Source organism: Microbacterium karelineae, assembly GCF_009745985.1.
GTDB classification, from domain to species: Bacteria; Actinomycetota; Actinomycetes; order Actinomycetales; family Microbacteriaceae; genus Microbacterium; species Microbacterium karelineae.
Genome location: NZ_WFIX01000175.1, coordinates 205,924 through 227,971 on the forward strand (window position 1 = coordinate 205,924; position 22,048 = coordinate 227,971).

Consider the following 22,048-nt stretch of genomic DNA (forward strand, 5'->3'; position numbering starts at 1 on the left):
GCTCAGCGCCGCCCGTCGAGGATCGCGTCCTCCTCCTCGGCGTCGAGGTCGCGGCGCTTCGGTCGCTTCGCCCGCGGCGTGCGCGGCGAGGGTGCGTCGTCCTCGTCCTCATCGTCATCCGCGTCGTCCTCGCGACTAGCTCGGATCTCGGTTCGGATCATGTAGCCGAGGAACGCGAAGCCCATGATCGCGAAGAGGATCCACTGGATCGCATACGAGAGGTGCGGCCCGGGATCCTCCTCGGGGGGTGCGAGCGCCTGCGGCGCCTCGCCCGGCGCGGGATCCTCCGACACCATGATCGCGTATGCCGTCGTGACGGTGCCGTCTCCGGTGAGGGCCGCGATGGACGCGGCGTGGATCGTCGGCAGCTGGCCCTCTGGAGCGCCCCGGCCCGAGGTGGGGAGGGGCTCGCTCGGGCGCAGCCGCGCGATCACGGTCGTCTCGCCCTCGGGCGGAGCGGGGACCTGCTCGGCGCCCCCCTCGTATGCGGGCGGCACCCAACCGCGGTCGATCGCCACGATCCGGCCGTCCTCGAGCTGGAAGGGGACGATCACCTCATAGGCGCTCGTGCCGCCCTGCGCCCTGTTGCGCGCGAGCAGCTGCTCGTCCGGCAGGTAGCGGCCCGTGAGGGCGACGGGGCGCCACTCGTCGCCCGGGTCGAAGTCGTCCGTCCCGGCGATGAGATCAGCGAGCGGCACGGGATCCGCGTCGTAGTTCTCGGAGATGAGCCGATTCGCCTCTGCCCGCTGCTCGTTGCGCGCGAACTGCCAGTGGGACAGGACGGCGCAGACGATCGCGAACACGATCGCGACCGCGAGATAGGCCGCCCACCTCCCGGCGCGGGGCCAGCGCCTCACTCGGGATCCCCGACGGCGGGGGAGTCCGGCAGCGCGACGCCGGACCCGTCGACGAGGCCGTCGACCACGCGCACCGGAAAGGCGCGGGAGGCGAGGAAATCGCGCAGGTAGTCGACGTGCTCGGCGCATGCGAGCCACACCTTGCGGCGGTCGGCCGCGTGGATCTTCGGATTGCGCCACACGACGCTGTAGGCGGCGTCGTCGCGGCAGTCGGCGCGGGAGCACTGCGGCTGGTCCGGCGACATCCCGAGGATCATGGCGTGCCCCGATCCGTGTGTTCGTCGCCGTGGGTCTCGGCCAGGCGGATGACGCGCGGTGCGACGTCCGGCTCCTGCTCGGGCTTCGGCGCGTCGAGCGCGATCTCGGGACGCTCGGCCCCCGACGAGGCACGTGCGTGCGCCTGGTTCGCGAGCACGACCGCGATATACGGGAGGAACACCGCGCCGACGCCGAACAGGGCCGTGTGCCAGCCCCACGGCTGCACGGCGAACGCCAGCACGACGCAGACCGTGCGGATGAGCATCGTGATGACGTACTGCTTCATGCGCGCGGTCTCGTCGTCCTGCGGCGACTGCTCGAGCGACGTCGCGGACTGCGGGTGATTTCGGCGGAGCTTCACGGTCTCCCCAGCTTATTCCTCGTGGCAGGGGAGAGCCCGGGTGTCAGAGCGTCGACGCCACTCCGAGGAGGCTGAAGAGGCTGCCGAAGAGCAGGGCGGCGAGCAGGGCGAAGATCAGCGCGAGGCCGATGCACACATAGCCGATGATGACGCCCGTCATCGCCATGCCGCGGCCGCCCGTCTCGCCCTTCTTGATCTGCGCGAGCGCGATGTGGCCGAAGATGATCGCCAGCAGGATCGCGACGGGGGACAGGATGGCGATGATCACGCCGATCACCGGGATCCAGGAGAACATCCACGTGGCGGGCGCCACGAAGCTGCAGATCATCGACGTCACGGCGAGCGGGTTCGCGGGAGGCCCCGGGGGTGCGTAGACCGGTGCCGCATAGGCCGTCGGCGCGACATACGGCTGGACGGGCGCCTGCGGCGCGGTGGCGTAGGGCTGTGCGGGGACATGGGGCTGGCCGGGCGCGGCGGCCGGCGGCTGGGGCTGCCCATACGCGGGCGGCTGCGGCGCGGGCGGTTGCGGCGGGAATGGCTGCTGCTGGTCCTGCGACATGGTCGACGTCCCCCTCGTGATCGCGTACACCGCCAGGATAGCGGCGGCGCGCGGCGCGGGTCACTCGGGGCAGCCCGAGGATTCCGCGTAGGCTGATCGCCGGCCGTTTCCCGACGGCCCCGTTTCCCGACAGCACCACGCCCGAGAGCAGGAGCATCACGATGAACGCAGCAGCCACCGCCGACCGGGTCGCCCTCGTCACGGGCGGCAATCGCGGAATCGGGCGCGCGATCGCCGAGCGCCTCGTGCGCGACGGATTCCGCGTCGCCGTCACCGCCCGCTCGGGGGAGGGGCCGGAGGGCACGCTCACCGTGCGCGCTGATGTCACCGACGGCGCGTCGCTGGACGCGGCGATCGCCGAGATCGAGGGCGAGCTCGGCCCGGTCACGACCGTCGTCGCCAACGCGGGGATCACGAAGGACACGCTGCTCATGCGCATGAGCGACGACGACTTCGATGCCGTCGTCGACACGAATCTCGGCGGCGCCTTCCGCACCGTCAAGCGTGCGATCAAGAGCATGATCAAGGCGCGCCGGGGCCGCATCATCCTGATCTCGAGCGTGTCGGGCCTGCTCGGCGTCGCGGGGCAGGCGAACTACTCGGCGTCGAAGTCGGGTCTCGTGGGCTTCGCGCGCGCGATCACGCGCGAGCTCGGCGGGCGCGGCATCACGGCGAACGTCGTGGCCCCCGGCTTCATCGAGAGCGATATGACGGCCGATCTCGACGAGGCGACGCAGAAGGCGTACCGCTCGCAGATCCCCGCCGGGCGCTACGGCACGGGCGAGGAGGTCGCGGCGGTCGTCTCGTGGCTCGCAGGCGACGAGTCGGCGTACATCTCGGGCGCCGTCATCCCGGTCGACGGCGGCCTCGGCATGGGTCACTGACCCCCCAACCCTTCATTTCTGGCACATCTCCGGGTGGGAATCCGTGCAGGGACGTGCCAGAAATGAAGGGTTGAGGTTGTCAGGGGAGGAGCGGGATCAGCTGCGACAGGTCGACTCGCGCCGTCACCAGCGGGGCAGCCGCGCGGACCGCGGGCTTCGCATTGAACGCGATGCCGAGACCGGCCGCCTCGATCATCAGCAGGTCGTTCGAGCCGTCGCCGATCGCGATCGTGCGTCGCGGATCCACGCCGCGCTCGGCTGCCCAGGCCGTCAGCTGATCCGCCTTCGCCTGCGCGTCGACGATCGGTCCGTCGACGGCGCCCGTGAGGATCCCATCGGCCGCGGCCAGTCGGTTCGCGCGCCACACGTCGACGCCGAGGCGCGGCGCGAGCTCGTCGAGGATCTCGTGGAAGCCGCCTGAGACGACGCCGACGACGCCGCCCCGCTCGTGCACGGCCGCGACGAGGTCGGTGACGCCCGGCGTGGGCTCGATCCGGGTGAGCACGCGCGCGAACGCCGACGTGGGCACGCCCGCGAGCGCCTCGACCCGCGAGCGCAGGCTCGTCGCGAAGTCGATCTCGCCGCGCATGGCGGCTTCGGTCGCGGCCGCCACCTCAGCACCGCGGCCCGCCTCGTCGGCGATGAGCTCGATGACCTCGTTGCGGATCAGGGTGGAGTCGGCGTCGAGAACGACGAGGAAGCGCGCAGTCACACACACGAGGGTAGCGGCGCCGCCACGCGGCGACGCACCGACAGGCGTCCGTGCGGCGCGGCGACGCGCCCCGGCCCCGTGCGCATCGGTAGGATCTGGCCCATGACCTCCGTGCTCGAGATGAACGACGTCGTCGTGCGTCGGAATGGCCGCAACATCGTCGATGGGGTCTCGTGGACCGTGAACGACGACGAGCGCTGGGTCGTACTCGGGCCGAACGGCGCCGGCAAGACGACGCTCCTGCAGCTCGCCGACACGATGATGTTCCCCACGACGGGCACGGTCGACATCCTCGGCGAACGCCTCGGGCGCACCGATGTGTTCAGCATCCGGCCGTTCATCGGCTTCGCCTCGACGGCCCTCGCGCGGCAGATCCCTGCGGACGAGACGGTCCTCGATGTCGTCCTGACGGCCGCGTACTCGGTGATGGGCCGCTGGAACGAGCAGTACGAGAACATCGACGAGCGCCGGGCCCTGCGGGTGCTCGCGGAGTGGCGGCTCGACGCTCTCGCCGACCGCCTCTTCGGCACGCTGAGCGACGGCGAGCGCAAGCGCGTGCAGGTCGCTCGCGCCGTCATGACGGATCCCGAGCTGCTCCTGCTCGACGAGCCGACCGCGAGCCTCGACCTCGGCGCGCGCGAGGAGCTCCTGCAGCTGCTCGGCGGCTACGCGCAGGCGCCGGGGACGCCCGCCATGGTGATGGTCACCCATCACGTCGAGGAGATCCCCGTCGGCTTCACGCACGTCCTGCTCGTCCGCGATGGCCGCGCCGTCGCCCAGGGGCCGTTGCGTGAGACGCTCACCCGCGAGAACCTGCGGGAGACCTTCGGGCTCCCGATCGCCGTCATCGAGCACGCCGGCCGGTGGGTCGCGCGCGCCGAGGTGCCCGCCGCGCACTGAGGTTGCGCGCGGGCCGTCTGATAAGATCGGACGTCGGCGCTCGAGGTGCGCCGGCGTGAGCACGCTCGCGCGCTTCCCTCCTCACATGAACTTTCTCCAAGGACTGCCATGAAGACTGACATCCACCCCACGTACCAGCCCATCGTGTTCCGCGACCTCGGCTCGGGCGAGACCTACCTCACGCGTTCGACCGCGACGAGCGACAAGACGATCGAGCTCGATGGTGTCGAGTACCCCGTCATCGACGTCGAGATCTCCGCTGCGTCGCACCCGTTCTACACGGGCAAGCAGCGCATCATGGACGCGGCCGGCCGCGTCGAGAAGTTCAACCAGCGCTTCAAGAACTTCGGCAAGTAAGTCGCATACGCGAAGAGGGCCCTGCATCGCGCAGGGCCCTCTTCGCGTATGCGGGGCGGTCGTCAGCGGATCGGCCAGGATCCGTCGATCGTCTCGCCGGGGGCGATCTTGCCGATCTTGACGAAGTACTGAGAGAGGCTCTCGGCCTGCTCTGCGGCCCACGCGACCTGTGCCTCGTGCAGCTCGGCGACGGATCCCGGCAGCTCGGCCGCGTAACGGCGTGCCTGCGCGATCGCGACGCGCCCGGCGGCGATCGCGTCGGCCGAGGCCTCGTGTGCGTCGTCGAGCGGGACGCCATAGTGCGCGGCGACGATGTCGAGCGTGCGCTTGCCGCGGCGGTAGCGGTCGTGGCGCTTGTCGACGACGAGCGGGTCGACGATCGGCGACGGATCCGCGATCGGGGAGATGCCGTGCCGGATCGCCTCGTTCTTGAGCATCGACAGGTCGAACGGCGCGTTGTACGCGACGACGGGGATCCCCGCGGCGAACAGGGCGCCGAGCGCCTCGACGATCTCGCCGACGACCTGCCGCGCCGCGCGCCCCTCGGCGCGCGCCCGCTCGGTCGTGATGCCGTGCACGGCGGCTGCCGCGGCCGGGATCTCGATGCCCGGGTCGGCGAGCCAGTCGTGCGACTCGATGACCTCGCCCGTCTCGTCGAGCACGCCGACGCAGGCCGTGACGATGCGGTCGTTCGCGACGTCGACGCCCGTGGTCTCGAGGTCGAACACCGCGACGCGCGTGAACAGCCGCCCCGAGACGGGGGCGAAGCCGGCCGTGATGTCGTCGAATGCCATGCGGATCTCCTCGGAGGACAGGGGCGGCGCGTCGATCGCCAGGCGACCATCGGCGTCGATGAGCGCGGCGGGCGGCTCGCCGTGATGGGGGACGCGTGACGCGGATCGGCCGCCGGAGGAGCGACCCTTCGGCGGGCGGGGGATCCATGAGGACCTCTCGCCGGGATGTTCGAGATCCGCCAGCGCGAAGAGCGGCGGAGGATCGGGCCACGACGTCTTCATACCCCTAGAACGTACGGGGCGCCCCCGACATTCGGGGCGCGCCACGCCACATACACTCGGAAGGTGCCCGTGCCGTCTCCCTACGCCGACCAGCTCGATGCGATCCCCGTGACGGAGCGCATCGCCGACGTCGGCGGCGTGCGCACGGCGTACTGGGAGTACGGATCCGCCGAGGCCGCCGTGACGATCGTCGCGGTGCACGGCTTCCGCGGCGACCACCACGGCCTCGAGCCCGTCGTCGCGCAGATGCCGGAGGTGCGCTGGATCATGCCGGACCTGCCCGGCTTCGGGGCGACCCCTCCGATCCCCGGCAGCCCCCACGACCTCGCGGCCTACGTCGGCTGGCTCGACGCCTTCGCCCGCGAGGTCGCGCCGGGGGCGTTCGTCCTCGGGCACTCGTTCGGCTCGATCGTCGCGTCCGCGGCGGTCGCGGGCGGTACGCCCACGCCGCGACTGATCCTCGTGAATCCCATCGGCGCGCCCGCGCTCGCGGGCCCGCGTGGTGCCATGACGCGCCTCGCCGTGCTCTACTACCGGCTCGGCGCCTGGCTGCCCGAGCGGCTCGGCACGTGGCTGCTGCGCACCCGGATCGTCGTGCGGATCATGAGCGTCGCGATGGCGAAGACGCGCGAGAGGCCGCTGCGCCGATGGATCCATGATCAGCACGACCGGTTCTTCTCGGGATTCAGCGACCGCACGACGCTGCGTCAGGCGTTCGTGACGAGCGTGTCGCACGACGTGCGCGCATCGGCGGGGCGCATCACCCAGCCGACGCTGCTCGTCGCCGCCGTGCAGGATGACATCACGCCCATTCGGGCGGAGCGCGAGCTCGCCCGGCTGTTCTCGTCTGCCGAGCTCGTGGAGGTCGACGGCGTCGGACACCTCATCCACTACGAGAAGCCGCGCGAGGCGGCCGCGGCGATCCGCGCATTCCTCGACGAGTCTTCGTCGCGGTCGTGATCAGGCGCCGGCCGCGCCCACGGGGATGATCGGCCGGTTCTCGTAGTACGTCTGCAGGACGACCGTCGTGCGCGTGCTCACGTTCGCCGCCAGCCGGATGTCGCGCACGAGGTCCTCGAGGGCGCGGGGGGAGGGCACCCGCACGAAGAGCATGTAGGCGGCGTCGCCGGCGATCGAATGGCACGCCTCGATCGCGTCGAGGTGCTCGAGGCGCTCCGGCGCGTTGTCGGGCTGGGCGGGGTCGAGCGGGGCGATCTCGATGAACGCCGACAGGGGCGTGCCGACCTGCTCGGGATCGAGGACCGCCCGATATCCGGAGATCACGCCGCGTGTCTCGAGCCGCTTGAGGCGCGACTGCACGGCCGACACCGAGAGCCCGACGGCCTCGGACAGCTGGGAGAGGGTCGCGCGCGCATCGCGGGAGATCGCGGACAGGATCGCGTGGTCGACAGAGTCATCCATGAGTGTAAGAATATCGAGAGAAGCACTGTTCCGCAGGAAAAGTTCCGGATTGTCTCACGATCGGAGGTCCCGATGTCCACCATTGCCGCAGGCCGAGCCGCGACGCAGACCATCATCGGCGAGCCGGAGGTCGTCGAGGATGCGTCGCGGGCGGAGCACAGCGTCGCCTGGGCCCAGCTGAAGGGCGCCGCGATGGCGATCCGCGAGCTGCAGGCGGCCGACGGATCCGTGCCGGACGCCGCACACCACGAGGCCGCGGCCGAGCTCGTCCACGGGATCCTGTCGGGCATCCGCGCGCTCGCGCCGGCGTTCCCGCACGACGCCGACTACCTCGCGGCGTGCGTCGCGGACTTCGAGCGGTGGGCGGCGGGCGGTTTCGGCGTGCCCGACTTCCTCGATTCGCTCACCGCGTTCCAGCCTCAGCGGCACCGCGCCGACGGCATCCGCCACCTCGTCGTGTTCCCCATGTACACCCAGAACGGTTCCCGCGACCGCCTCGTCGAGGCGCTCATCGTCGAGGGGATCTGGCCGTCGTTCGTCGCCGCTCTCGAAGCGGGCGCGTACGGCAACGCGATGTTCGTGTCGCTGCGCCTGATCGACTTCACGCCCGGCTACGACACGAACTCGGCCGTCCTGTTCCCCGAGACGGTCGCGATGCGGGCGGTCCCCGCCTTCACGTGGGGCGCGATCTTCCAGGATCGCGAGGCCGCGCGCTATCGTCGTGTGACGCGCGCGGCGGCCGAGATCACGAAGCTCGAGCTGCCCGAGCGCGCCGCGGCGATGCTCGACGACCAGGCCCTGACGGAGCGCGCGTTCGTCATGTGGGACATCATCCACGACCGCACCCACATGCGCGGCGACCTGCCCTTCGACCCGTTCATGATCAAGCAGCGCATGCCGTTCTTCCTGTACTCGCTCGAGGAGCTGCGCTGCGATCTCACGGCCTTCCGCGAGTCGGTGTCGATCGAGCGCACGCTGTCCGCGCGGGTCGAGGCGGGGGAGGGGCTCACGGACGACGAGCGCGACATGCTCGCACACGCGCCGCTCGTGCAGTACGCCGTCATCTTCGACAGGATCTTCCGTTTCGCCCTGACCGGATCGCGCGTGCGCAACTACGACGGCCTCGGCGGGCAGCTGCTGTTCGCGTGGCTGCACCAGCGCGGCGTCCTGCACTGGACGGACACGCGCCTCGCGTTCGACTGGGAGGGTGTGCCCGACGCCGTGGTGGCGCTCGGCGATGCGATCGAGGATCTCTACTGGCGATCGATCGATCGCCCGAAGACCGCGCACTGGCTGGCCGCATACGAGCTCGTCAGCGGGATCGTCACGCCGCACCCGGCTTCCGTCTGGGCGCAGGGGCTGCCGCGGGATGTGCTGTCCGGCCCGCCGCGGGGCTTCACCGACGCGGTGCTCGACGACGAGTTCCCGCTCTCGATGTTCTTCGAGGCGCTGCAGAGGAAGATGAAGGCGGTGATCGACTCGACGGTCGGGATCCGAGGGACCGACGACATGGGACGGAACGACGCACGATGAACCCCCAGCACGACCAGGCCGTCCGCGGCTTCGCGAGCGACAACTACTCCGGCATCCACCCGGAGGTGCTCGAGGCGATCGCCGCCGCGAACGGCGGCCACCAGTCGGCCTACGGCGAGGACGCGTACACGGCCCGGCTGCAGGAGGTCATGCGCGCGCACTTCGGGGAGGAGTCGCAGGCGTTCCCCGTGTTCAACGGCACGGGCGCGAACGTCACGGCGCTGCAGTCGATGCTGCCGCGCTGGGGCGCGGTCATCGCGGCGTCGACGGCGCACATCCACGTCGACGAGGGGGGAGCCCCCGAGAAGATCGGCGGGTTCAAGCTGCTCACCGTTCCGACCGATGACGGCAAGCTCACGCCGGAGCTGATCGACCGCGAGGCGTGGGGCTGGGGCGACGAGCATCGCGCGCAGCCGCTGGCCGTCTCGATCACGCAGTCGACCGAGCTGGGAACGCTCTACTCGGTCGATGAGATCCGCGCCATCGCCGCGCACGCACACGAGCGCGGAATGAGGCTGCATCTCGACGGCGCGCGCCTGTCGAATGCGGCCGCGGCGCTCGGAGTCCCGCTGCGGGAGTTCACCCGTGACGCGGGCGTCGACGTGGTCAGCTGCGGTGGCACGAAGAACGGCGCCATGATCGGAGAGGCCGTCGTCGTCCTGAATCCGGACGCGTCGACGGGACTGCAGTTCTCGCGGAAGTTCAACATGCAGCTGGCCTCGAAGATGCGGTTCGTGTCGGCCCAGCTCATCGCGCTGTTCGAGGGTGATCTGTGGCTGCGCAACGCCCACCACGCGAATGCGATGGCCGTGCGGCTGCGCGCGGCGGTCGAGGCCGGCATCGCCGACGGGGCGATCCGCGGCGTCGAGTTCACACAGGAGACGCAGGCGAACGGCGTCTTCGCCACGCTTCCGGACGGAGTCGCGGACGCGCTGCGTGAGTCGTTCCGCTTCTATGACTGGGACGCGTCGCGGAACGAGGTGCGGTGGATGTGCAGCTTCGACACCCAGGAGGCCGACGTCGACGCGTTCGTCGCGGAGCTCGCCCGCCTCACCACCCGCTGAGGGGCGGTCAGCGCCGCGGCTCGCCGCGGGCGATCTCCATGAGGCCCGAGACGCGGTAGGGGATCGACTCGCTCATGACGAGGCGCGTCTCCGAGCGCTCGATGCCGCCGATCGCGAGGATCCGCGCGTCGACGTCGAAGAGGTGTCGGGCGTCGCGGCACGCGACGAGCGCGATGAAGTCGACCTGGCCGGAGACGCCGTGCACCTGCAGGATCTCGGGGACGCGCCGCAGCTCCTCGACGATGCTCGGCAGCCGGGTCTGGTCGACGCCGATCGAGATGAAGGCCTGCAGGGGGAAGCCGAGGGCCGAGGGGGAGATCGAGCGCTCGAACGACTGGAACACGCCCGCCTGGTCGAGGCGCGACATGCGGGCCTGCACCGTGTTGCGCGACATGCGCAGCTTCTCGGCGAGCGCCACGACCGTCGCGCGCGGGTCGGCGGCGAGCGCGGAGATCAGCTCGAGGTCGACGTGATCGAGGGTGGCCATAGTGCGAGACGCTACCACCAGGGATGACCTGTCGAACATCATTATGTTCAAGTGTTACCGGATCGACTGGGCGCCATGGTCAGCCGTATGCCAGAACGCGGCACGTACCGCGCGATCGCATCAGGATCCGTTGTAGCCGATCACACGCAGATCGGATCCCGTGAGCTCGATGATCTGCTGGGATCCGTTGGCGATGCGCTCGCCCGCCCGGGGGAGGCGTCCCTCGGAGGCGTGGCGCAGCACACGGCTGATCAGCCCGCCGTGCGCGACGGCGATCGCCGGTGCGTCTCCGGCCTCGTCTGCGATCTCGCGGAGCGTCGCGAGGGCACGGTCGAGCACCTCCTCGTTCGTCTCCGCCTCCGGCACGTCGACGCCGCCGGGGAAGCGCTCCCAGTACTCGGTCGCGAACATGCCCTCGGCGACGCCGTAGCCGCGCTCGCGCAGGCCGCCGCGCAGCGCGGGCTCGCCGAGGCCGATCGCGCGGCCGATGATCTCGGCCGTCTCCTGGGCGCGCAGCAGCGGGCTCGCGTACAGCCGCGCGTAGTCACCCCCGCGCAGGGCCGCCGCGGCGGCGTGCGCCTGCGTGCGGCCCGTGTCGTTGAGGGGGATGTCACTGTGTCCCTGGACCCGCCCCTCGCGGTTCCATTCCGTCTCACCATGGCGCACGAGAGCGATGATCGTCACGCGGATGAGCCTATCGGGAGCTGGTGACCTGCCCTGCACTCAGCCGCGAGTCGGCAGCTCCTCGGCGAAGCGGGAGAGGATCTGGGTCGCGCCGCCGTTGATCTTCACAGTCGCGCGCGCGTCGGCCTTCGTCGCCCCACGATTGACGATGATGACGGGCAGGCGCCGGCGTCGCGCGCGCTCGACGAGCCGGATCCCGCTGTTGACGACGAGGGACGACCCGGCGACGACGAGCGCGTCCGACGCGCGGACGATCTGCTCGGCCTCGCGGAACTTCTCGGCCGGGATGAACTCGCCGAAGAAGACGACATCGGGCTTGAGCAGCCCGCCGCAGACCGTGCAATCGGGGACGACGAAGTCGAGATCGGCGTCGGGGGCGACGTCGCCGTCGGGGCCGAGGGGCACGTTCTCGGGGATCGAGATCCAGGGGTTCTCGCGCTCGATGCGCTCCCCGATGTCGCGGCGGTCGAACACCTGGAAGCACACGGTGCAGAACACGCGGCGCATCGTGCCGTGCAGCTCGACGACGCGCGAGGATCCCGCCCGCAGGTGCAGCCCGTCGACGTTCTGGGTCGCGATGCCCGTGACCACGCCGGCCCGCTCGAGCGACGCGAGCGCCTCATGCCCGCGGTTGGGCTCGGCCGCGGTGAAGGCGCGCCACCCGAGGTGCGAGCCGACCCAGTACCGCCGCCGCGACTCCTCGTCCGAGAGGAACATCTGCGCCGTCATGGGCGAGCGCTTGGGGGCCCCTTCGCCGCGATAGTCGGGGATCCCGGAATCGGTCGACACGCCGGCCCCCGTGACGACGGAGATCCGCCGCCCCGCGAGCTCGTCGAGCGCGCGGTCGACCTCGGCGGAGACGTCGGGATCGGAGGAGGCACGCGTGTTCGACACGGTCTCGATCTTAGGGCGCATGCGGACCCTCAGCGTCTGCTGGGAGGATGGCGGGATGCACCTCGAACGGATCGACGACCCGGACGACCCGCGTCTCGCCGACTACCGCGACCTCACCGATGTCGCGCTGCGACGCGTGCTCGAGCCGGAGGGCGGGCTGTACATGGCCGAGTCGGCGAAGGTGCTCGCCCGCGCCCTCCGCGCCGGCCACGAGCCCAGATCGGTCCTGACCGCCGAGAAGTGGCTCGCCGACGTCGAGGAGTGCCTCGCGGGGCGCGACACGCCCGTCTACGTCGTCCCCGACGCCGTCGCGGAGCGGGTCACGGGCTACACGGTGCATCGCGGCATGCTCGCGGCGATGCACCGGCCAGAGCTGCCGGCCGTCGCCGACGTGCTGCGCGGTGCCCGCACGGTGCTCGTGCTGGACGGACTCGTCGACCACACGAACGTCGGGTGCTCTAAAGAGTCCACGCCGAAGCCCCGGCGAAGAAGGATCGCGGTGCTCGAGAACTTGGTCGATCACGCCAACGTTGGCAGCGCTTTCCGCAACGCTGCGGCCCTCGGTGTGGACGGAGTGCTCATCACTCCAGCCTGCGCCGACCCACTCTATCGTCGGGCCGTCAAGACGAGCATGGGCAACGTCTTCAACGTGCCATGGACACGAGGCCCGAAGATGCCGGAGATGCTTGAGACGCTCAAGGCCGACGGGTACACGACGGTGGCTTTCACTCTCTCGAACGACTCGATCACGCTCGACGAGTTGGTTGAGCGTGACCTCCCCGCGATCGCGATGATCTTCGGCACAGAGGGTGCTGGCGTGGAACCTCGGACGGCCAAGCAAGTCGATCTGCGGGTGAAGATCCCGATGGCAGATGGCGTCGACTCGCTGAACGTGGCAGCGGCGACGGCCGTGGTGTTCTATGCGACGCGGTAGTCATGGTTGAAAGTGTCAGGAAAGCGAGAGGAACCTAACGAATGCGAGGGGCAGACTTCTTCGGTCCGTGGGAGGGCAGTCCGGTCACGTCTTGGGAGACAGCCCTGAGTGAGATCGAGTCGGTCCTCAGGCGGACAGGGACGAGGCGCACCGTCGGTTGGCGCGGACAGGTCGATGCTCGGTGGAGCCTCCACAGCGGGCTCTACAGGAGATTGCTCGACGCGCGATCGGAGTCACAGCCGGCACCAGAGGAAGACGATCTCCTTCGGGCGGAGGAGAAGATCGCTCACTTCGTGCGGGGGAGCTGGCGTTTCGACCAAATGCCTTATCTGGAGTTGCTGGCGAACCTGCAACACTTCAGAGGTCCGACACGGATGCTTGATGTCTCGCTCAGTCCGCTGGTTGCTCTCTGGTTCGCCGTCGAGGAGCAGCATGGTGAGCTTGACGGTGCGGACGGGCGAGTCTTCGCGTTCGACGTCACGAATCGCCGCGTGCAATTGGACGAGAAATGGAGCACTTACGACATTCCTTGGCGTGAGTCAGGTACCAACACTCCGTGGTGTAGAGATCTGCCACTGCTGTGGAGGCCACCGTCCTATAACGAGCGCATCCCTGCTCAGCAGTCTGGCTTCTTGTTAGCCGGGGTGCCGAAGGTTTACGCCGGTGGGAACGCTCAGTATCGGAAGGCTCCCGGGACGTCGGGAGAGTTCTGGCGCATTGGCGAGGTACGGCGAGCCACCTCAGTCCCCACCAAGATGGTCGATCGCTCCGGAAAAGCTTTGCAGCAAAGTGCCGAGCCCACTCTGACGATTCGAATCGCGGCAGAAGCGAAGGTGGAGATTCGTCGCCGCCTTGAACGGGACTACGGGTACAACCCCGCAACGATGTACCCCGATCTGTTCGGCATGGCCGCCGAAGTACGTCAAGCTGTCGACAGTGCCGCGCTCTTAGGATAGATCGATAGCCGGGGAATCGAGCTTGTGCTGGTGTTCGGGACCGAAGGACACGGGCTCGAGCCGTAGGTGGATAGGGTGCTCGATCGGCGATTCACAATCCCGATGGCTGACGGCGTCGATTCGATGAACGTCGCGGCGAACTCGGCTGTGGCCTTCTACGCGACGCGGTCGACGAGCTGAGGCGGGGTAAGGACGGATGGCACCGTGGATATGACACTTTTAACTCAGATCGTTATCGCCGTGGCGACGCTTTTCGCGTCGCTTGGCGGGTACTTGCTCGCTGGTCTGAACGAGCGACGGCGCGACGAGAGAACTCATCTCCGTGCGAGCGAGTCTCGGCGCTTCGAACGTGTTGCCGAGCTGGACAACGAGAGTCACGCGTTCCAGCGGGATACGCTCTTGTCGCTGCAGGACGCATTGCAGAAGATGGCTCGCCTGACAGGCAAAGCGATGCACTTCGATCACATGCAGGCGCGTGAGGGAAAGTACACCCAACTTCCCGAAGGCCTCAGCGAAGAGATGCTCGCCGCCGAAGTCGAGGTAAGTCGGCTGACGGCCAGGGTCCGTGATCCTCAGGTGCGTGCCGCGGTCAAAGACCTCACCGAGCTCTCGGCTCACCTTTCAACGCTTCCTACCGATCTGCAGGGACTCACCGGCCACAATCTGGAGTGCCGCGGCAACGCGAAGCTGCGTGAGTTCGGGGACCGGTATCGCGCCGTGGCCGAGGTCGTCGGGGAAGCGGTACGCCGTGAGATCGACTGGCGACCCTCGTAGGTGACAAGAGGCGGGATGTTGAGTCGGCTGGTTCGAACAGCGGCTCGCGGGACTGTTGGCGGTGGTCACCGAGGTCCAGGGCGCTGGGCGGGAGGTGCGCGGACACTGATCGATCGGGAGAATAGAGCGATGGACAGCCGACTACTCCCCGAGCCCGACAGCGAGCTCGGCTGCTCCGAGCAACAGCTTGCCGGCATCCTCGGCGACCGCATGGCTGACTTCCGCGAGCACATGCTCATGAAGACCTACGCGATCGGAGAGAGCGGGCCCGTCTACTATCCGAGCGATGTGCATCGCTACGTCGAGCACATGCAGCCACCTCGGTCGGCTCCGCTGTCTCGTGGGTAGGTCGCGGCTCTGCTCTCGGCCCTTGATGAGTCTTCGTCCTGACCGGTCGGAGACCGACCGACGCACGGTTTCGTCTGAACTCTCGCAATCAGGAGTACTTCTTTGGCCACCCGCATGCGGACCCGGTCGATCCGCTCGGGATCCCTACCATGAGATCGGGCCGAACGCTCCCAATTCACCGCGGTTTCCGTGAGGGCCGGCGGAGCACGGACTCCACATTCAACGCCGATCAGAAGGACCGAGGATGAGTTCGAGCTACACATGGTTGCCCGACCACCATCTCGGCGTGGCGGCGGAGCTCGCGCACGCCGACGAACTCATCGGAGAAGTCGCCAGCCTCCTCTTCGACTATCAGACGCAGCCGGAAGGGATCATCCAGCTGCGAGAGGTGCCGATGATCACCCACAGTCAGACTGTCGTGGTGAGCATGTCGCCGATACCGCGCAAGGTCGTCCTCCTGGTCGCCGACGCCCTGGTCGTCCTGCGGAACGCGATCGAGCACACCCTGTTCGCCGAGGTTGAGTACCGCGATGGCACGCTCGACGAGAAGGCGGCTAAGGTCGTCGAGATGCCGGCGGCGCAGACCTACGATGCGTTTGACGCATGGGTGAAGGGTCGCGCGAAGAACGGGCCGCCGGCCCTGCAGCGGGGTAGTGAGTTGATCAAGCGCATCGAGGGGCTCCAACCGTTCCAGCGGACGGTGGGCTCGCATGATCACCCGATGGCGCTGTTAGCGCTGCACACGAACCACTCGAAACACCGAGCGCCGGCGGTCACGGCCGTCCGCCTCGCAGCGATTCATCGCGAGGACCGTACGCCGCCGTCGTTGACAGATGTCGAGCGCCGTCCGGAGGTGCCGTTGGAGGTCGGGGAGGTGATCGCGGAGACCCCCAGAGGTCAGCACATTCCTGTCGCGCTCTTCCCGACCATCGGCATCAACCGGCCCGGAACTGAGCGCTGGCCGGTGCTGATGAAGGAGCTCGACGAAGTCGCCACGTGGGTACGGACTCAGGCAGTGCCGCGGCTGATCACCGGGATCGAACCGCCGGCACCGGCCTTGCCTGTTCGGTACGAGATCTCGGTCGGCCATGACGACGAGCGCAGTGCGCTGTCTGCAGGGTCGACGGTGTCAGCAGCGCAGCTCCACAACGACCGTCTCGGGGCTGCGGCGGTGCGCCGGGACATGGTCGAGACCATCGGCAAGATGGACGATGCCCCGGGTACCGAGCAGATCGCGGCATGGCTGGAGAGCTTGTCGGACCAGGAGATGCTAGCTCGGATGCGACAGCTGAGACCCACAACCACCTACGAGCCGGAGATCGTGCTGAGCAACTTCGCCGTGCTCGAACAGATGCGCGACGATGCCCGTGTGTTCGAGCCTCCCGGTCGAGCAGGAGTAGATCCGCCAGCCTCAGGCGCGGTGCTCAGCCGCCAACGTCGTTTCCATCGATGAGCACAGCGAACTCGGAGTTGCTGAGCACCGTCAGCCCGAACTCCTGAGCCTTGTCCCGAACAGCCTCGTCGGCGGTGACGACGACCCACTCGGGGCTTAGCAGTAATTGGTTATCGTGCTCCTGCCCTTCGAGCGCGCACGCCACGACCAACGGGTCGGCGTTGCCTCTGTTGGCATATAGGTCGACGAGCCTGGTGTCTCCGGACGGGACGGTCGCCATGATCTGCGAGAGCCAATGGAGCACTCGCGGTGTGGTCGGATGCACGTTGTCACGCAGCGCCGCGATGTCAGGAAACCCGGACGCCTCGTGCATGACCTCTTCGGGGGTCACCGCGTTCTCCAGGAAGAACTTGCCTGCTCGACGTTGCCTGCCGAGTTGGCTGAGAGCGTTGGTATCGATCACGAACCGCTGTCCGAAGCCGCTCATTGGACAGCTCTCCGGAGGTCTTCGATCCGCGATGGCTTGAGGTGGTTCAAGCAGATGGATCGGCAGAACTCGCCCGCGGAGATGTCCCCGTTGTCGAGCGCGTGCAGCATCCGAACGGTGAGCTCCCTGCCGTTGTACTTGCGCACGGCGTTTTCGGGGTGGATCGGGCTGCGCGGTCCACCATTCGGACGGCTCTTGAACTCGCCGCGCAGCTGCTCCAGGTGGTTGCCGGCCGCTTCTGGGTCGATCATGCCCAGCCGCATCGCTCGCACCGTGACGGCACTCGCCGTCACCTTGAACTCGTCTGAGGCAGCCTTGATGGCATCTAGCGAGGTGAGTGCCAGCGCTCTCATCCGTTCGGCGGGCATGAGCATCGAGCCGGCAATGTCGTACTCGCGACCGGGGTCTGTCTCGGTGCTGCCTCCGTCCCACGTCATCGGGGCGAAGATGCGTCGCGCCACGAGCACTGTCATGAGCGCCAGGGTGAAGATGGTGCGGCCCACCGGCTCCTGGTCGTCCCCGTGGTCGCCACCAGCGAGGAAGATGTAGGGGACCTTGTTGTCCCGGACTGTCATCCCGCTGAACTTCACATGTGCCAGGCGCTGTGGCATGTAGTTCTGGACGCTGCGCGAGACCAGCACCTGGTTGGCCTCGAGGCGCTCGATCATCAGGTCGAGAGCTTTCTCCTTCGACCTGCACGCACGCAGACGTTTGTGCGAGAGGTCGAGCGCCGACATGAGAGCGGCCGCATCGGTGTCGGCGGAAGCTGTGTCATCGCGGAGCAGGCCGATGATCGTGTTCGGCTGCAGCGACGAGTCATGCTTGCGAAGGAGCTGCTGCTTGCGGATGAGATCCTTCACGATGAGCTCGACATCGCGGAGCTCCACCTTGGCGCGCGAACCGATGGAGAACGTATCCCTGCTGACGCCCGCGAGGAGCTTGGTCGTCTTCTTCTCCACCTGCTCCCGTACCAGCGCGATCGGCGCGAAGAACAGCGTGTAGGGGATGTCGCCCTTCCGTGCGAGGTCTACCAGGTCGGAGAACTTGATGCTCCCCGTCTGCAGCGCGCGCTCGTAGCCCTTGTATGTGCCCGCCACGGAGTTGTCGAGGAGCGTCGTGAACACCGCGTCGTCGATGGGGATCGTCGAGTGGCTGAGGAGCACATTGATAGCGATCGCAGCTCACCTCCGCTGGGTCACGATGATGCCTCTGTGGGTTTCTCGGCCTTTAGCACATTGTGCACCGTCCCGATTGAAACGCCGAACGACTGAGCGATGGCACGTAGCGTCTGCCCCTGGTCGCGCTGGTTGAAGATCGCGGCTCGCGTGGCACGATCTGCGACTCGCGGACGGCCCCCGACAGCTCCACCTTCGCAAGCTTCGTGCAGTCCGCGCTTGATCCTGTCGCTCAGAATCGAGCGTCTGATCTCGGTGATGTCGCGTACCAGTTCGCGAATGTCCGTCAGCTCGTCGTAGTCACCCGCATCGGAGCCTTCGAGAACTCGGACCGCGACGCCGTGCTCGATCAGGTCGATCAGTACCTCCCAGCCATCGACCATGCTCTGCGCCAGATCTCTGATCCTCCTGACGATGAGTCGGTCGCCAGTCCTGAGAGGTTCCAGCGCGGCGAGAAGCTGCGGCCGGTTCTCGATCCGACGTCGGCGGGATGACTCCTCCTCGAAGACGCACGCGCAGATCGGATTCAGCACCTCGTGCTGCCGTTCCACGTCGCGAGCGTCTCCGGTGACTCGCACCAAGCCTATGAGAGCCATCGTGCGCGGCTCAGGATCTGCCCTGCGGGACTCGACGCTGGCGGCGTCGACGAGATTTCGGCTCCCGAGGATCGCATACGTTTATTGAACACGATGCAGCGATCGCCATGCGTCGTCGCGTCGTGATTCGCCTCCTGACCAGGAGAAGGAGCCTTGCATGAGGTGCCGCCACGGCGTCTCGCGCGTTGCGTCCAGAGCAGCGGACGTCTCCAGAGCAGATCGCAACACCTCCCAACGTCGGCGCCGCGTTCCGCGGCGCGGCGGGCCTCGGGGCCGACGCCGTGCTCGTGACGCCGCGATGCGCGGATCCGCTCTATCGGCGCAGCGTGCGGGTGTCCATGGGCACCGTGTTCCAGGTGCCGTGGACGCGGCTCCCCGAGTGGCGCGCGGCTGCGGGCCCGACGGCGGGCGATCTGCTGCACGAATCGGGATTCCATGTCGCCGCCATGGCGCTGTCCGAGGAGGCCGTCGGGCTCGACGCCTTCGCGGCCGCCCGCCCGGAGCGCGTCGCGTTCGTGATGGGATCCGAGGGGCCGGGACTCGACCGCCACGCGCTGGCGGCCGCCGACACGACCGTGATGATCCCCATGGCCGGGGGCGTCGACTCGCTCAACGTCGCGTCCGCGAGTGCGGTCGCGCTCTGGGCGCTCGCGCACCCGCCCGCGGCTCAGGCGCCGCTGTCGCCTCCGATGTAGGGTCCCGCGTCGGGGCGCTTCGGCAGCACGCCGTCGCCCGACGACTGGTGCCGCAGGCGCCTCAGCACCCACGGCACGAGGTGCGTGCGCGCCCACACGAGGTCATCGCGCCGTGCGCCGCGCCACGTGCGCTCGGGGAGCGGATCCGGCCGCATCGGCTGCAGCTCGTTCGGCACATTCAGCGTGCGCAGCACCATGCGGGCGACCTCGTGGTGTCCGAGCGGGTTCAGATGCAGCCGGTCCTCCGCCCAGAATCGCGGATCCTGCACCTCGCCGAGCGCCCACAGATCCGCGACGAGCGCATCGTGTCGCTCGGCGATCGCGCGCATGTTCTCGTTGTATATCGCGATCTTGCCGCGGAACGGGCGGAAGACGGGGTTCCAGCCGACGTCGAAGCCCGTGAAGACGACGACGGCCGCACCGCCCGAGGACAGGCGGGCGACGCAGTCGTCGAACTGCACGGCGATCTCGTCGGGATCCGTCCCGGGGCGGATGACGTCGTTGCCGCCCGCGCAGATCGTGATGAGGTCGGGCGTCAGGGCGAGCGCCGGCTCGATCTGCTCGTGCTGGATCTGCCCGATGAGCTTCCCTCGCACAGCGAGATTCGCGTAGGCGAAGTCATCGACCTGCTGCGACAGCGCCTCCGCGAGCCGATCGGCCCAGCCCCGATTCCCGCCCGGCACGCCCGGCTCGGGGTCGCCGATGCCCTCCGTGAACGAGTCGCCGACCGACACGAGACGTCGCCACGGATGCGGCCCCTCGTTCGGCGTCTCCGCGCCCCTGGCGTCCGTATCCGGCGTCATCGCCACTCCTTCGTCGACTCGATGCAAGCCCTCCCACGATACGACCGCGCGGCCACCTGAGAGGTCGCGAAAGATCCTTGTCGCAGGTCGGGTCTATCGTGGTTGCTCGTGCTGAGTCCGTCCTATCCGCAGAGAGCCCCGAGGGGCACAGCGGGCAGGCTGCGCGCATGGCAGCAGGAGGCCCTCGACAAGTTCTTCGCCGAAGGCAAGCGCGACTTCCTCGTCGCGGCGACGCCCGGCGCAGGCAAGACCACCTTCGCGCTGACGGTGGCGCGCGAGCTGCGCCACCAGGGCGAGATCGACCGCATCGTCGTCGTATGCCCCACCGAGCACCTCAAGACGCAGTGGGCCGACGCCGCCGCCCGCACGAGCATCCGGCTGGATCCCGAGTTCAGCAATCAGTCGCCGCACCTCGCCCGCCACTACCACGGCGCGGTCGTCACCTATGCGCAGGTGGCCGTCAAGTCGTCCGTGCACCGGGACCTCGTCAAGGGCGCGCGCACGCTCGTGATCCTCGACGAGGTGCACCACGGCGGCGACGCGCTCAGCTGGGGCGACGCGATCCGCGACGCCTACCAGCCAGCCACGCGGCGCCTGCTCCTCAGCGGCACGCCCTTCCGCAGCGACGACGCCCCGATCCCGTTCGTCGAGTACCTGCCCGACGAGCAGGGCCTGCGCACCTCGGTCACCGACTTCGACTACGGCTACGGCCGCGCGCTCGCCGACGGCGTCGTCCGGCCCGTGCTGTTCCACGTCTACTCCGGCCAGATGAAGTGGCGCACCCGCATGGGCGACGAGCTCGAGGCGCACCTCGGGCAGGACAACACGAAGGACGTCACGAGCCAGGCCTGGCGCACGGCCCTCGACCCCGAGGGGCAGTGGATGCCCGCCGTGCTGAAGAGCGCAGACCAGCGGCTCACCGAGATCCGGCACCACGTGCCCGACGCGGGCGGGCTCGTCATCGCCACCGACCAGACCAATGCGCGCGCCTACGCCGAGCTGCTGCGGCAGATCACCGGGCAGCGCCCCACCGTCGTGCTCAGCGACGAGGCCGAGGCCTCGAGCCGCATCGAGCAGTTCTCTCAGAACACCTCCCGGTGGATGGTCGCGGTGCGCATGGTGTCCGAGGGCGTCGACGTGCCCCGGCTCGCCGTCGGCGTCTACGCCACCAGCTCCTCCACACCGCTGTTCTTCGCCCAGGCGATCGGCCGATTCGTGCGCGCTCGCCGCAAGGGCGAGGCCGCGAGCGTCTTCCTGCCGCAGGTGCCCGTGCTCATGGGCCTTGCGCACGAGATGGAGAAGCAGCGCGATCACGTGCTCGATCGCGGCGAGAAGGACGTCGACGGCCTCGACGACGCGCTCCTCGACGCGGCAGAGCGCGAGGAGAAGGCGAGCGACGAGCTCATGGAGGAGGAGTTCTCCTTCCAGTCCCTCGAATCGACCGCACACTTCGACTCCGTGGTCTTCGAAGGCCAGCAGTTCGGTCAGCTCGCCGTCCCCGGATCCGAGGAGGAGCTCGAGTTCATCGGACTGCCGGGGCTGCTGGAGCCCGAGCACGTGCACGACCTGCTCATGCAGCGTCAGGCGCGCCAATCGAAGCATCGCGAGGTGCGTGAATCGCGCGAGCAGCAGACCGGGTCCGAGCCCGAGCTGCCCGCGCCCCTGCATCGCACCCTGAAAGAGCAGCGCCAGCTGCTCAACAGCCTTGTCGGCGTGTACGCGAAGCAGACGGGCGATGCCCACGGCCAGGTGCACGCGTGGCTCCGCCGCACCTGCGGAGGCCCCGCCGTCGCCCAGGCGACCGTCGCCCAGCTCCAGTCCCGCATCGACCTGCTCCGGAAGCGCGTGCACCGGTAGGGGTCTTCCGTCCCTCCCTGTGCCCATGCGGATGCCCTTCGG

The 22,048-nt window shown here is 68.7% G+C and carries 26 protein-coding genes and 1 pseudogene; 13 read left to right on the forward strand and 14 right to left on the reverse strand.

Features of this window, described 5'->3' with window-relative positions; all coding sequences use genetic code 11:
• Window positions 1-2: 2 nt before the first annotated feature.
• The 4 genes from GB932_RS04225 to GB932_RS04240 are packed head-to-tail and all read right to left on the reverse strand — an operon-like array spanning window position 3 to window position 2,035.
• Window positions 3-857, reverse strand: coding sequence for an SURF1 family cytochrome oxidase biogenesis protein (locus GB932_RS04225; protein WP_197517332.1), 855 nt, complete (start codon window positions 855-857; stop codon window positions 3-5).
• Window positions 854-1,102: a hypothetical protein gene (locus tag GB932_RS04230; protein ID WP_197517296.1), complete on the reverse strand. Its 249-nt coding sequence runs from the start codon at window positions 1,100-1,102 to the stop codon at window positions 854-856. Before GB932_RS04230 ends, GB932_RS04225 begins: the two co-directional genes overlap by 4 nt.
• 8 nt (window positions 1,103-1,110) lie before the next feature.
• Window positions 1,111-1,476: a DUF3099 domain-containing protein gene (locus GB932_RS04235; RefSeq protein WP_156759449.1), complete on the reverse strand. Its 366-nt coding sequence runs from the start codon at window positions 1,474-1,476 to the stop codon at window positions 1,111-1,113.
• Between the two features lie 43 nt (window positions 1,477-1,519).
• Complete coding sequence (locus GB932_RS04240) at window positions 1,520-2,035, reverse strand: DUF4190 domain-containing protein (RefSeq protein ID WP_156759450.1); 516 nt, start codon at window positions 2,033-2,035, stop codon at window positions 1,520-1,522.
• A gap of 161 nt (window positions 2,036-2,196) precedes the next feature.
• On the opposite strand from GB932_RS04240, the gene fabG reads away from it, so the two are divergent.
• A complete protein-coding gene (gene fabG, locus GB932_RS04245) occupies window positions 2,197-2,919 on the forward strand; it encodes a 3-oxoacyl-ACP reductase FabG (protein WP_156759451.1) in 723 nt (240 codons plus the stop codon).
• 79 nt (window positions 2,920-2,998) lie between these two features.
• Here fabG and serB read toward each other — a convergent pair whose 3' ends face one another.
• On the reverse strand, window positions 2,999-3,637 hold the full coding sequence (gene serB / locus GB932_RS04250) for a phosphoserine phosphatase SerB (RefSeq protein WP_156759452.1): 639 nt from the start codon (window positions 3,635-3,637) through the stop codon (window positions 2,999-3,001).
• Between the two features lie 96 nt (window positions 3,638-3,733).
• Here serB and GB932_RS04255 point away from each other — a divergent pair, with 96 nt between their 5' ends.
• Window positions 3,734-4,531 (forward strand): ABC transporter ATP-binding protein, encoded by a 798-nt coding sequence (locus tag GB932_RS04255; protein ID WP_156759453.1) that lies wholly within the window; start codon window positions 3,734-3,736, stop codon window positions 4,529-4,531.
• A gap of 108 nt (window positions 4,532-4,639) precedes the next feature.
• Window positions 4,640-4,888 (forward strand): type B 50S ribosomal protein L31, encoded by a 249-nt coding sequence (locus tag GB932_RS04260; RefSeq protein WP_156759454.1) that lies wholly within the window; start codon window positions 4,640-4,642, stop codon window positions 4,886-4,888.
• A gap of 62 nt (window positions 4,889-4,950) precedes the next feature.
• Here the strand turns inward: GB932_RS04260 and GB932_RS04265 are convergent, their stop codons facing one another.
• Complete coding sequence (locus GB932_RS04265; protein WP_438616695.1) at window positions 4,951-5,904, reverse strand: exonuclease domain-containing protein; 954 nt, start codon at window positions 5,902-5,904, stop codon at window positions 4,951-4,953.
• 63 nt (window positions 5,905-5,967) lie between these two features.
• Here GB932_RS04265 and GB932_RS04270 point away from each other — a divergent pair, with 63 nt between their 5' ends.
• On the forward strand, window positions 5,968-6,864 hold the full coding sequence (locus GB932_RS04270; protein ID WP_156759455.1) for an alpha/beta fold hydrolase: 897 nt from the start codon (window positions 5,968-5,970) through the stop codon (window positions 6,862-6,864).
• On the opposite strand, the gene GB932_RS04275 is transcribed toward GB932_RS04270, so the two are convergent.
• The gene (locus GB932_RS04275; RefSeq protein ID WP_156759456.1) at window positions 6,865-7,326 is read right to left on the reverse strand and encodes an Lrp/AsnC family transcriptional regulator; all 462 of its coding nucleotides are present in this window, start codon (window positions 7,324-7,326) and stop codon (window positions 6,865-6,867) included. It abuts the gene before it with no gap.
• 72 nt (window positions 7,327-7,398) lie between these two features.
• On the opposite strand from GB932_RS04275, the gene GB932_RS04280 reads away from it, so the two are divergent.
• Window positions 7,399-8,859: a DUF6421 family protein gene (locus GB932_RS04280; RefSeq protein WP_156759457.1), complete on the forward strand. Its 1,461-nt coding sequence runs from the start codon at window positions 7,399-7,401 to the stop codon at window positions 8,857-8,859.
• Entirely contained in the window at window positions 8,856-9,923 is a 1,068-nt protein-coding gene (locus GB932_RS04285) for a threonine aldolase family protein (protein ID WP_156759458.1), read from the forward strand. Before GB932_RS04280 ends, GB932_RS04285 begins: the two co-directional genes overlap by 4 nt.
• Before the next feature lie 7 nt (window positions 9,924-9,930).
• Here the strand turns inward: GB932_RS04285 and GB932_RS04290 are convergent, their stop codons facing one another.
• The 3 genes from GB932_RS04290 to GB932_RS04300 all read right to left on the reverse strand — a co-directional run bounded on the left by GB932_RS04290 (window position 9,931) and on the right by GB932_RS04300 (window position 11,988).
• Window positions 9,931-10,410: an Lrp/AsnC family transcriptional regulator gene (locus GB932_RS04290; RefSeq protein WP_156759459.1), complete on the reverse strand. Its 480-nt coding sequence runs from the start codon at window positions 10,408-10,410 to the stop codon at window positions 9,931-9,933.
• A 120-nt stretch (window positions 10,411-10,530) separates the two neighbouring features.
• Window positions 10,531-11,094 (reverse strand): histidine phosphatase family protein, encoded by a 564-nt coding sequence (locus GB932_RS04295; RefSeq protein ID WP_197517297.1) that lies wholly within the window; start codon window positions 11,092-11,094, stop codon window positions 10,531-10,533.
• 39 nt (window positions 11,095-11,133) lie between these two features.
• Complete coding sequence (locus GB932_RS04300; RefSeq protein WP_231915999.1) at window positions 11,134-11,988, reverse strand: Sir2 family NAD-dependent protein deacetylase; 855 nt, start codon at window positions 11,986-11,988, stop codon at window positions 11,134-11,136.
• Between the two features lie 55 nt (window positions 11,989-12,043).
• Between GB932_RS04300 and GB932_RS04305 the strand changes: the two genes are divergently transcribed.
• The 5 genes from GB932_RS04305 (at window position 12,044) to GB932_RS04325 (ending at window position 16,453) form a co-directional block, all read left to right on the forward strand.
• On the forward strand, window positions 12,044-12,922 hold the full coding sequence (locus GB932_RS04305; protein WP_156759462.1) for a TrmH family RNA methyltransferase: 879 nt from the start codon (window positions 12,044-12,046) through the stop codon (window positions 12,920-12,922).
• Window positions 12,923-12,963: 41 nt separating this feature from the next.
• Window positions 12,964-13,878 carry an FRG domain-containing protein gene (locus GB932_RS04310; protein ID WP_156759463.1) on the forward strand — a complete coding sequence of 305 codons (915 nt, stop codon included), beginning with the start codon at window positions 12,964-12,966 and terminating at the stop codon, window positions 13,876-13,878.
• Window positions 13,879-14,082: 204 nt separating this feature from the next.
• A complete protein-coding gene (locus GB932_RS04315; protein ID WP_156759464.1) occupies window positions 14,083-14,652 on the forward strand; it encodes a hypothetical protein in 570 nt (189 codons plus the stop codon).
• A gap of 129 nt (window positions 14,653-14,781) precedes the next feature.
• Window positions 14,782-15,000, forward strand: a complete 219-nt coding sequence (locus GB932_RS04320) for a hypothetical protein (protein WP_156759465.1) — start codon at window positions 14,782-14,784, stop codon at window positions 14,998-15,000.
• A 244-nt stretch (window positions 15,001-15,244) separates the two neighbouring features.
• Complete coding sequence (locus GB932_RS04325) at window positions 15,245-16,453, forward strand: hypothetical protein (RefSeq protein ID WP_197517298.1); 1,209 nt, start codon at window positions 15,245-15,247, stop codon at window positions 16,451-16,453.
• Here GB932_RS04325 and GB932_RS04330 read toward each other — a convergent pair.
• The 3 genes from GB932_RS04330 to GB932_RS04340 are packed head-to-tail and all read right to left on the reverse strand — an operon-like array spanning window position 16,425 to window position 18,651.
• Window positions 16,425-16,880: a hypothetical protein gene (locus GB932_RS04330; protein ID WP_156759466.1), complete on the reverse strand. Its 456-nt coding sequence runs from the start codon at window positions 16,878-16,880 to the stop codon at window positions 16,425-16,427. The genes GB932_RS04325 and GB932_RS04330 overlap by 29 nt on opposite strands.
• Complete coding sequence (locus GB932_RS04335) at window positions 16,877-18,043, reverse strand: hypothetical protein (RefSeq protein WP_156759467.1); 1,167 nt, start codon at window positions 18,041-18,043, stop codon at window positions 16,877-16,879. The genes GB932_RS04330 and GB932_RS04335 overlap by 4 nt, the downstream gene beginning before the upstream one ends.
• Window positions 18,044-18,075: 32 nt before the next feature.
• The gene (locus GB932_RS04340) at window positions 18,076-18,651 is read right to left on the reverse strand and encodes a recombinase family protein (protein ID WP_156759468.1); all 576 of its coding nucleotides are present in this window, start codon (window positions 18,649-18,651) and stop codon (window positions 18,076-18,078) included.
• Between the two features lie 212 nt (window positions 18,652-18,863).
• On the opposite strand from GB932_RS04340, the pseudogene GB932_RS04345 reads away from it, so the two are divergent.
• A pseudogene (locus GB932_RS04345) lies at window positions 18,864-19,346 on the forward strand (TrmH family RNA methyltransferase); the annotation flags it as partial.
• On the opposite strand, the gene GB932_RS04350 reads toward GB932_RS04345, so the two are convergent.
• On the reverse strand, window positions 19,319-20,149 hold the full coding sequence (locus GB932_RS04350) for an SGNH/GDSL hydrolase family protein (RefSeq protein WP_156759470.1): 831 nt from the start codon (window positions 20,147-20,149) through the stop codon (window positions 19,319-19,321). The pseudogene GB932_RS04345 and the gene GB932_RS04350 overlap by 28 nt on opposite strands.
• Window positions 20,150-20,257: 108 nt before the next feature.
• Between GB932_RS04350 and GB932_RS04355 the strand changes: the two genes are divergently transcribed.
• Entirely contained in the window at window positions 20,258-22,006 is a 1,749-nt protein-coding gene (locus GB932_RS04355; protein ID WP_156759471.1) for a DEAD/DEAH box helicase, read from the forward strand.
• The last annotated feature ends 42 nt before the right edge of the window (window positions 22,007-22,048 follow it).

Excerpts from the sequence above, each read along its gene's own strand:
- GB932_RS04230 (WP_197517296.1), bottom strand. The coding sequence starts at position 1,102 with ATGTCGCCGGACCAGCCGCAGTGCTCCCGCGCCGACTGCCGCGACGAC.
- GB932_RS04240 (WP_156759450.1), bottom strand. The coding sequence starts at position 2,035 with ATGTCGCAGGACCAGCAGCAGCCATTCCCGCCGCAACCGCCCGCGCCG.
- fabG (WP_156759451.1), top strand. The coding sequence starts at position 2,197 with ATGAACGCAGCAGCCACCGCCGACCGGGTCGCCCTCGTCACGGGCGGC.
- GB932_RS04255 (WP_156759453.1), top strand. The coding sequence starts at position 3,734 with ATGACCTCCGTGCTCGAGATGAACGACGTCGTCGTGCGTCGGAATGGC.
- GB932_RS04260 (WP_156759454.1), top strand. The coding sequence starts at position 4,640 with ATGAAGACTGACATCCACCCCACGTACCAGCCCATCGTGTTCCGCGAC.
- GB932_RS04265 (WP_438616695.1), bottom strand. The coding sequence starts at position 5,904 with ATGAAGACGTCGTGGCCCGATCCTCCGCCGCTCTTCGCGCTGGCGGAT.
- GB932_RS04275 (WP_156759456.1), bottom strand. The coding sequence starts at position 7,326 with ATGGATGACTCTGTCGACCACGCGATCCTGTCCGCGATCTCCCGCGAT.
- GB932_RS04280 (WP_156759457.1), top strand. The coding sequence starts at position 7,399 with ATGTCCACCATTGCCGCAGGCCGAGCCGCGACGCAGACCATCATCGGC.
- GB932_RS04285 (WP_156759458.1), top strand. The coding sequence starts at position 8,856 with ATGAACCCCCAGCACGACCAGGCCGTCCGCGGCTTCGCGAGCGACAAC.
- GB932_RS04290 (WP_156759459.1), bottom strand. The coding sequence starts at position 10,410 with ATGGCCACCCTCGATCACGTCGACCTCGAGCTGATCTCCGCGCTCGCC.
- GB932_RS04305 (WP_156759462.1), top strand. The coding sequence starts at position 12,044 with ATGCACCTCGAACGGATCGACGACCCGGACGACCCGCGTCTCGCCGAC.
- GB932_RS04310 (WP_156759463.1), top strand. The coding sequence starts at position 12,964 with ATGCGAGGGGCAGACTTCTTCGGTCCGTGGGAGGGCAGTCCGGTCACG.
- GB932_RS04320 (WP_156759465.1), top strand. The coding sequence starts at position 14,782 with ATGGACAGCCGACTACTCCCCGAGCCCGACAGCGAGCTCGGCTGCTCC.
- GB932_RS04325 (WP_197517298.1), top strand. The coding sequence starts at position 15,245 with ATGAGTTCGAGCTACACATGGTTGCCCGACCACCATCTCGGCGTGGCG.
- GB932_RS04330 (WP_156759466.1), bottom strand. The coding sequence starts at position 16,880 with ATGAGCGGCTTCGGACAGCGGTTCGTGATCGATACCAACGCTCTCAGC.
- GB932_RS04340 (WP_156759468.1), bottom strand. The coding sequence starts at position 18,651 with ATGGCTCTCATAGGCTTGGTGCGAGTCACCGGAGACGCTCGCGACGTG.
- GB932_RS04350 (WP_156759470.1), bottom strand. The coding sequence starts at position 20,149 with ATGACGCCGGATACGGACGCCAGGGGCGCGGAGACGCCGAACGAGGGG.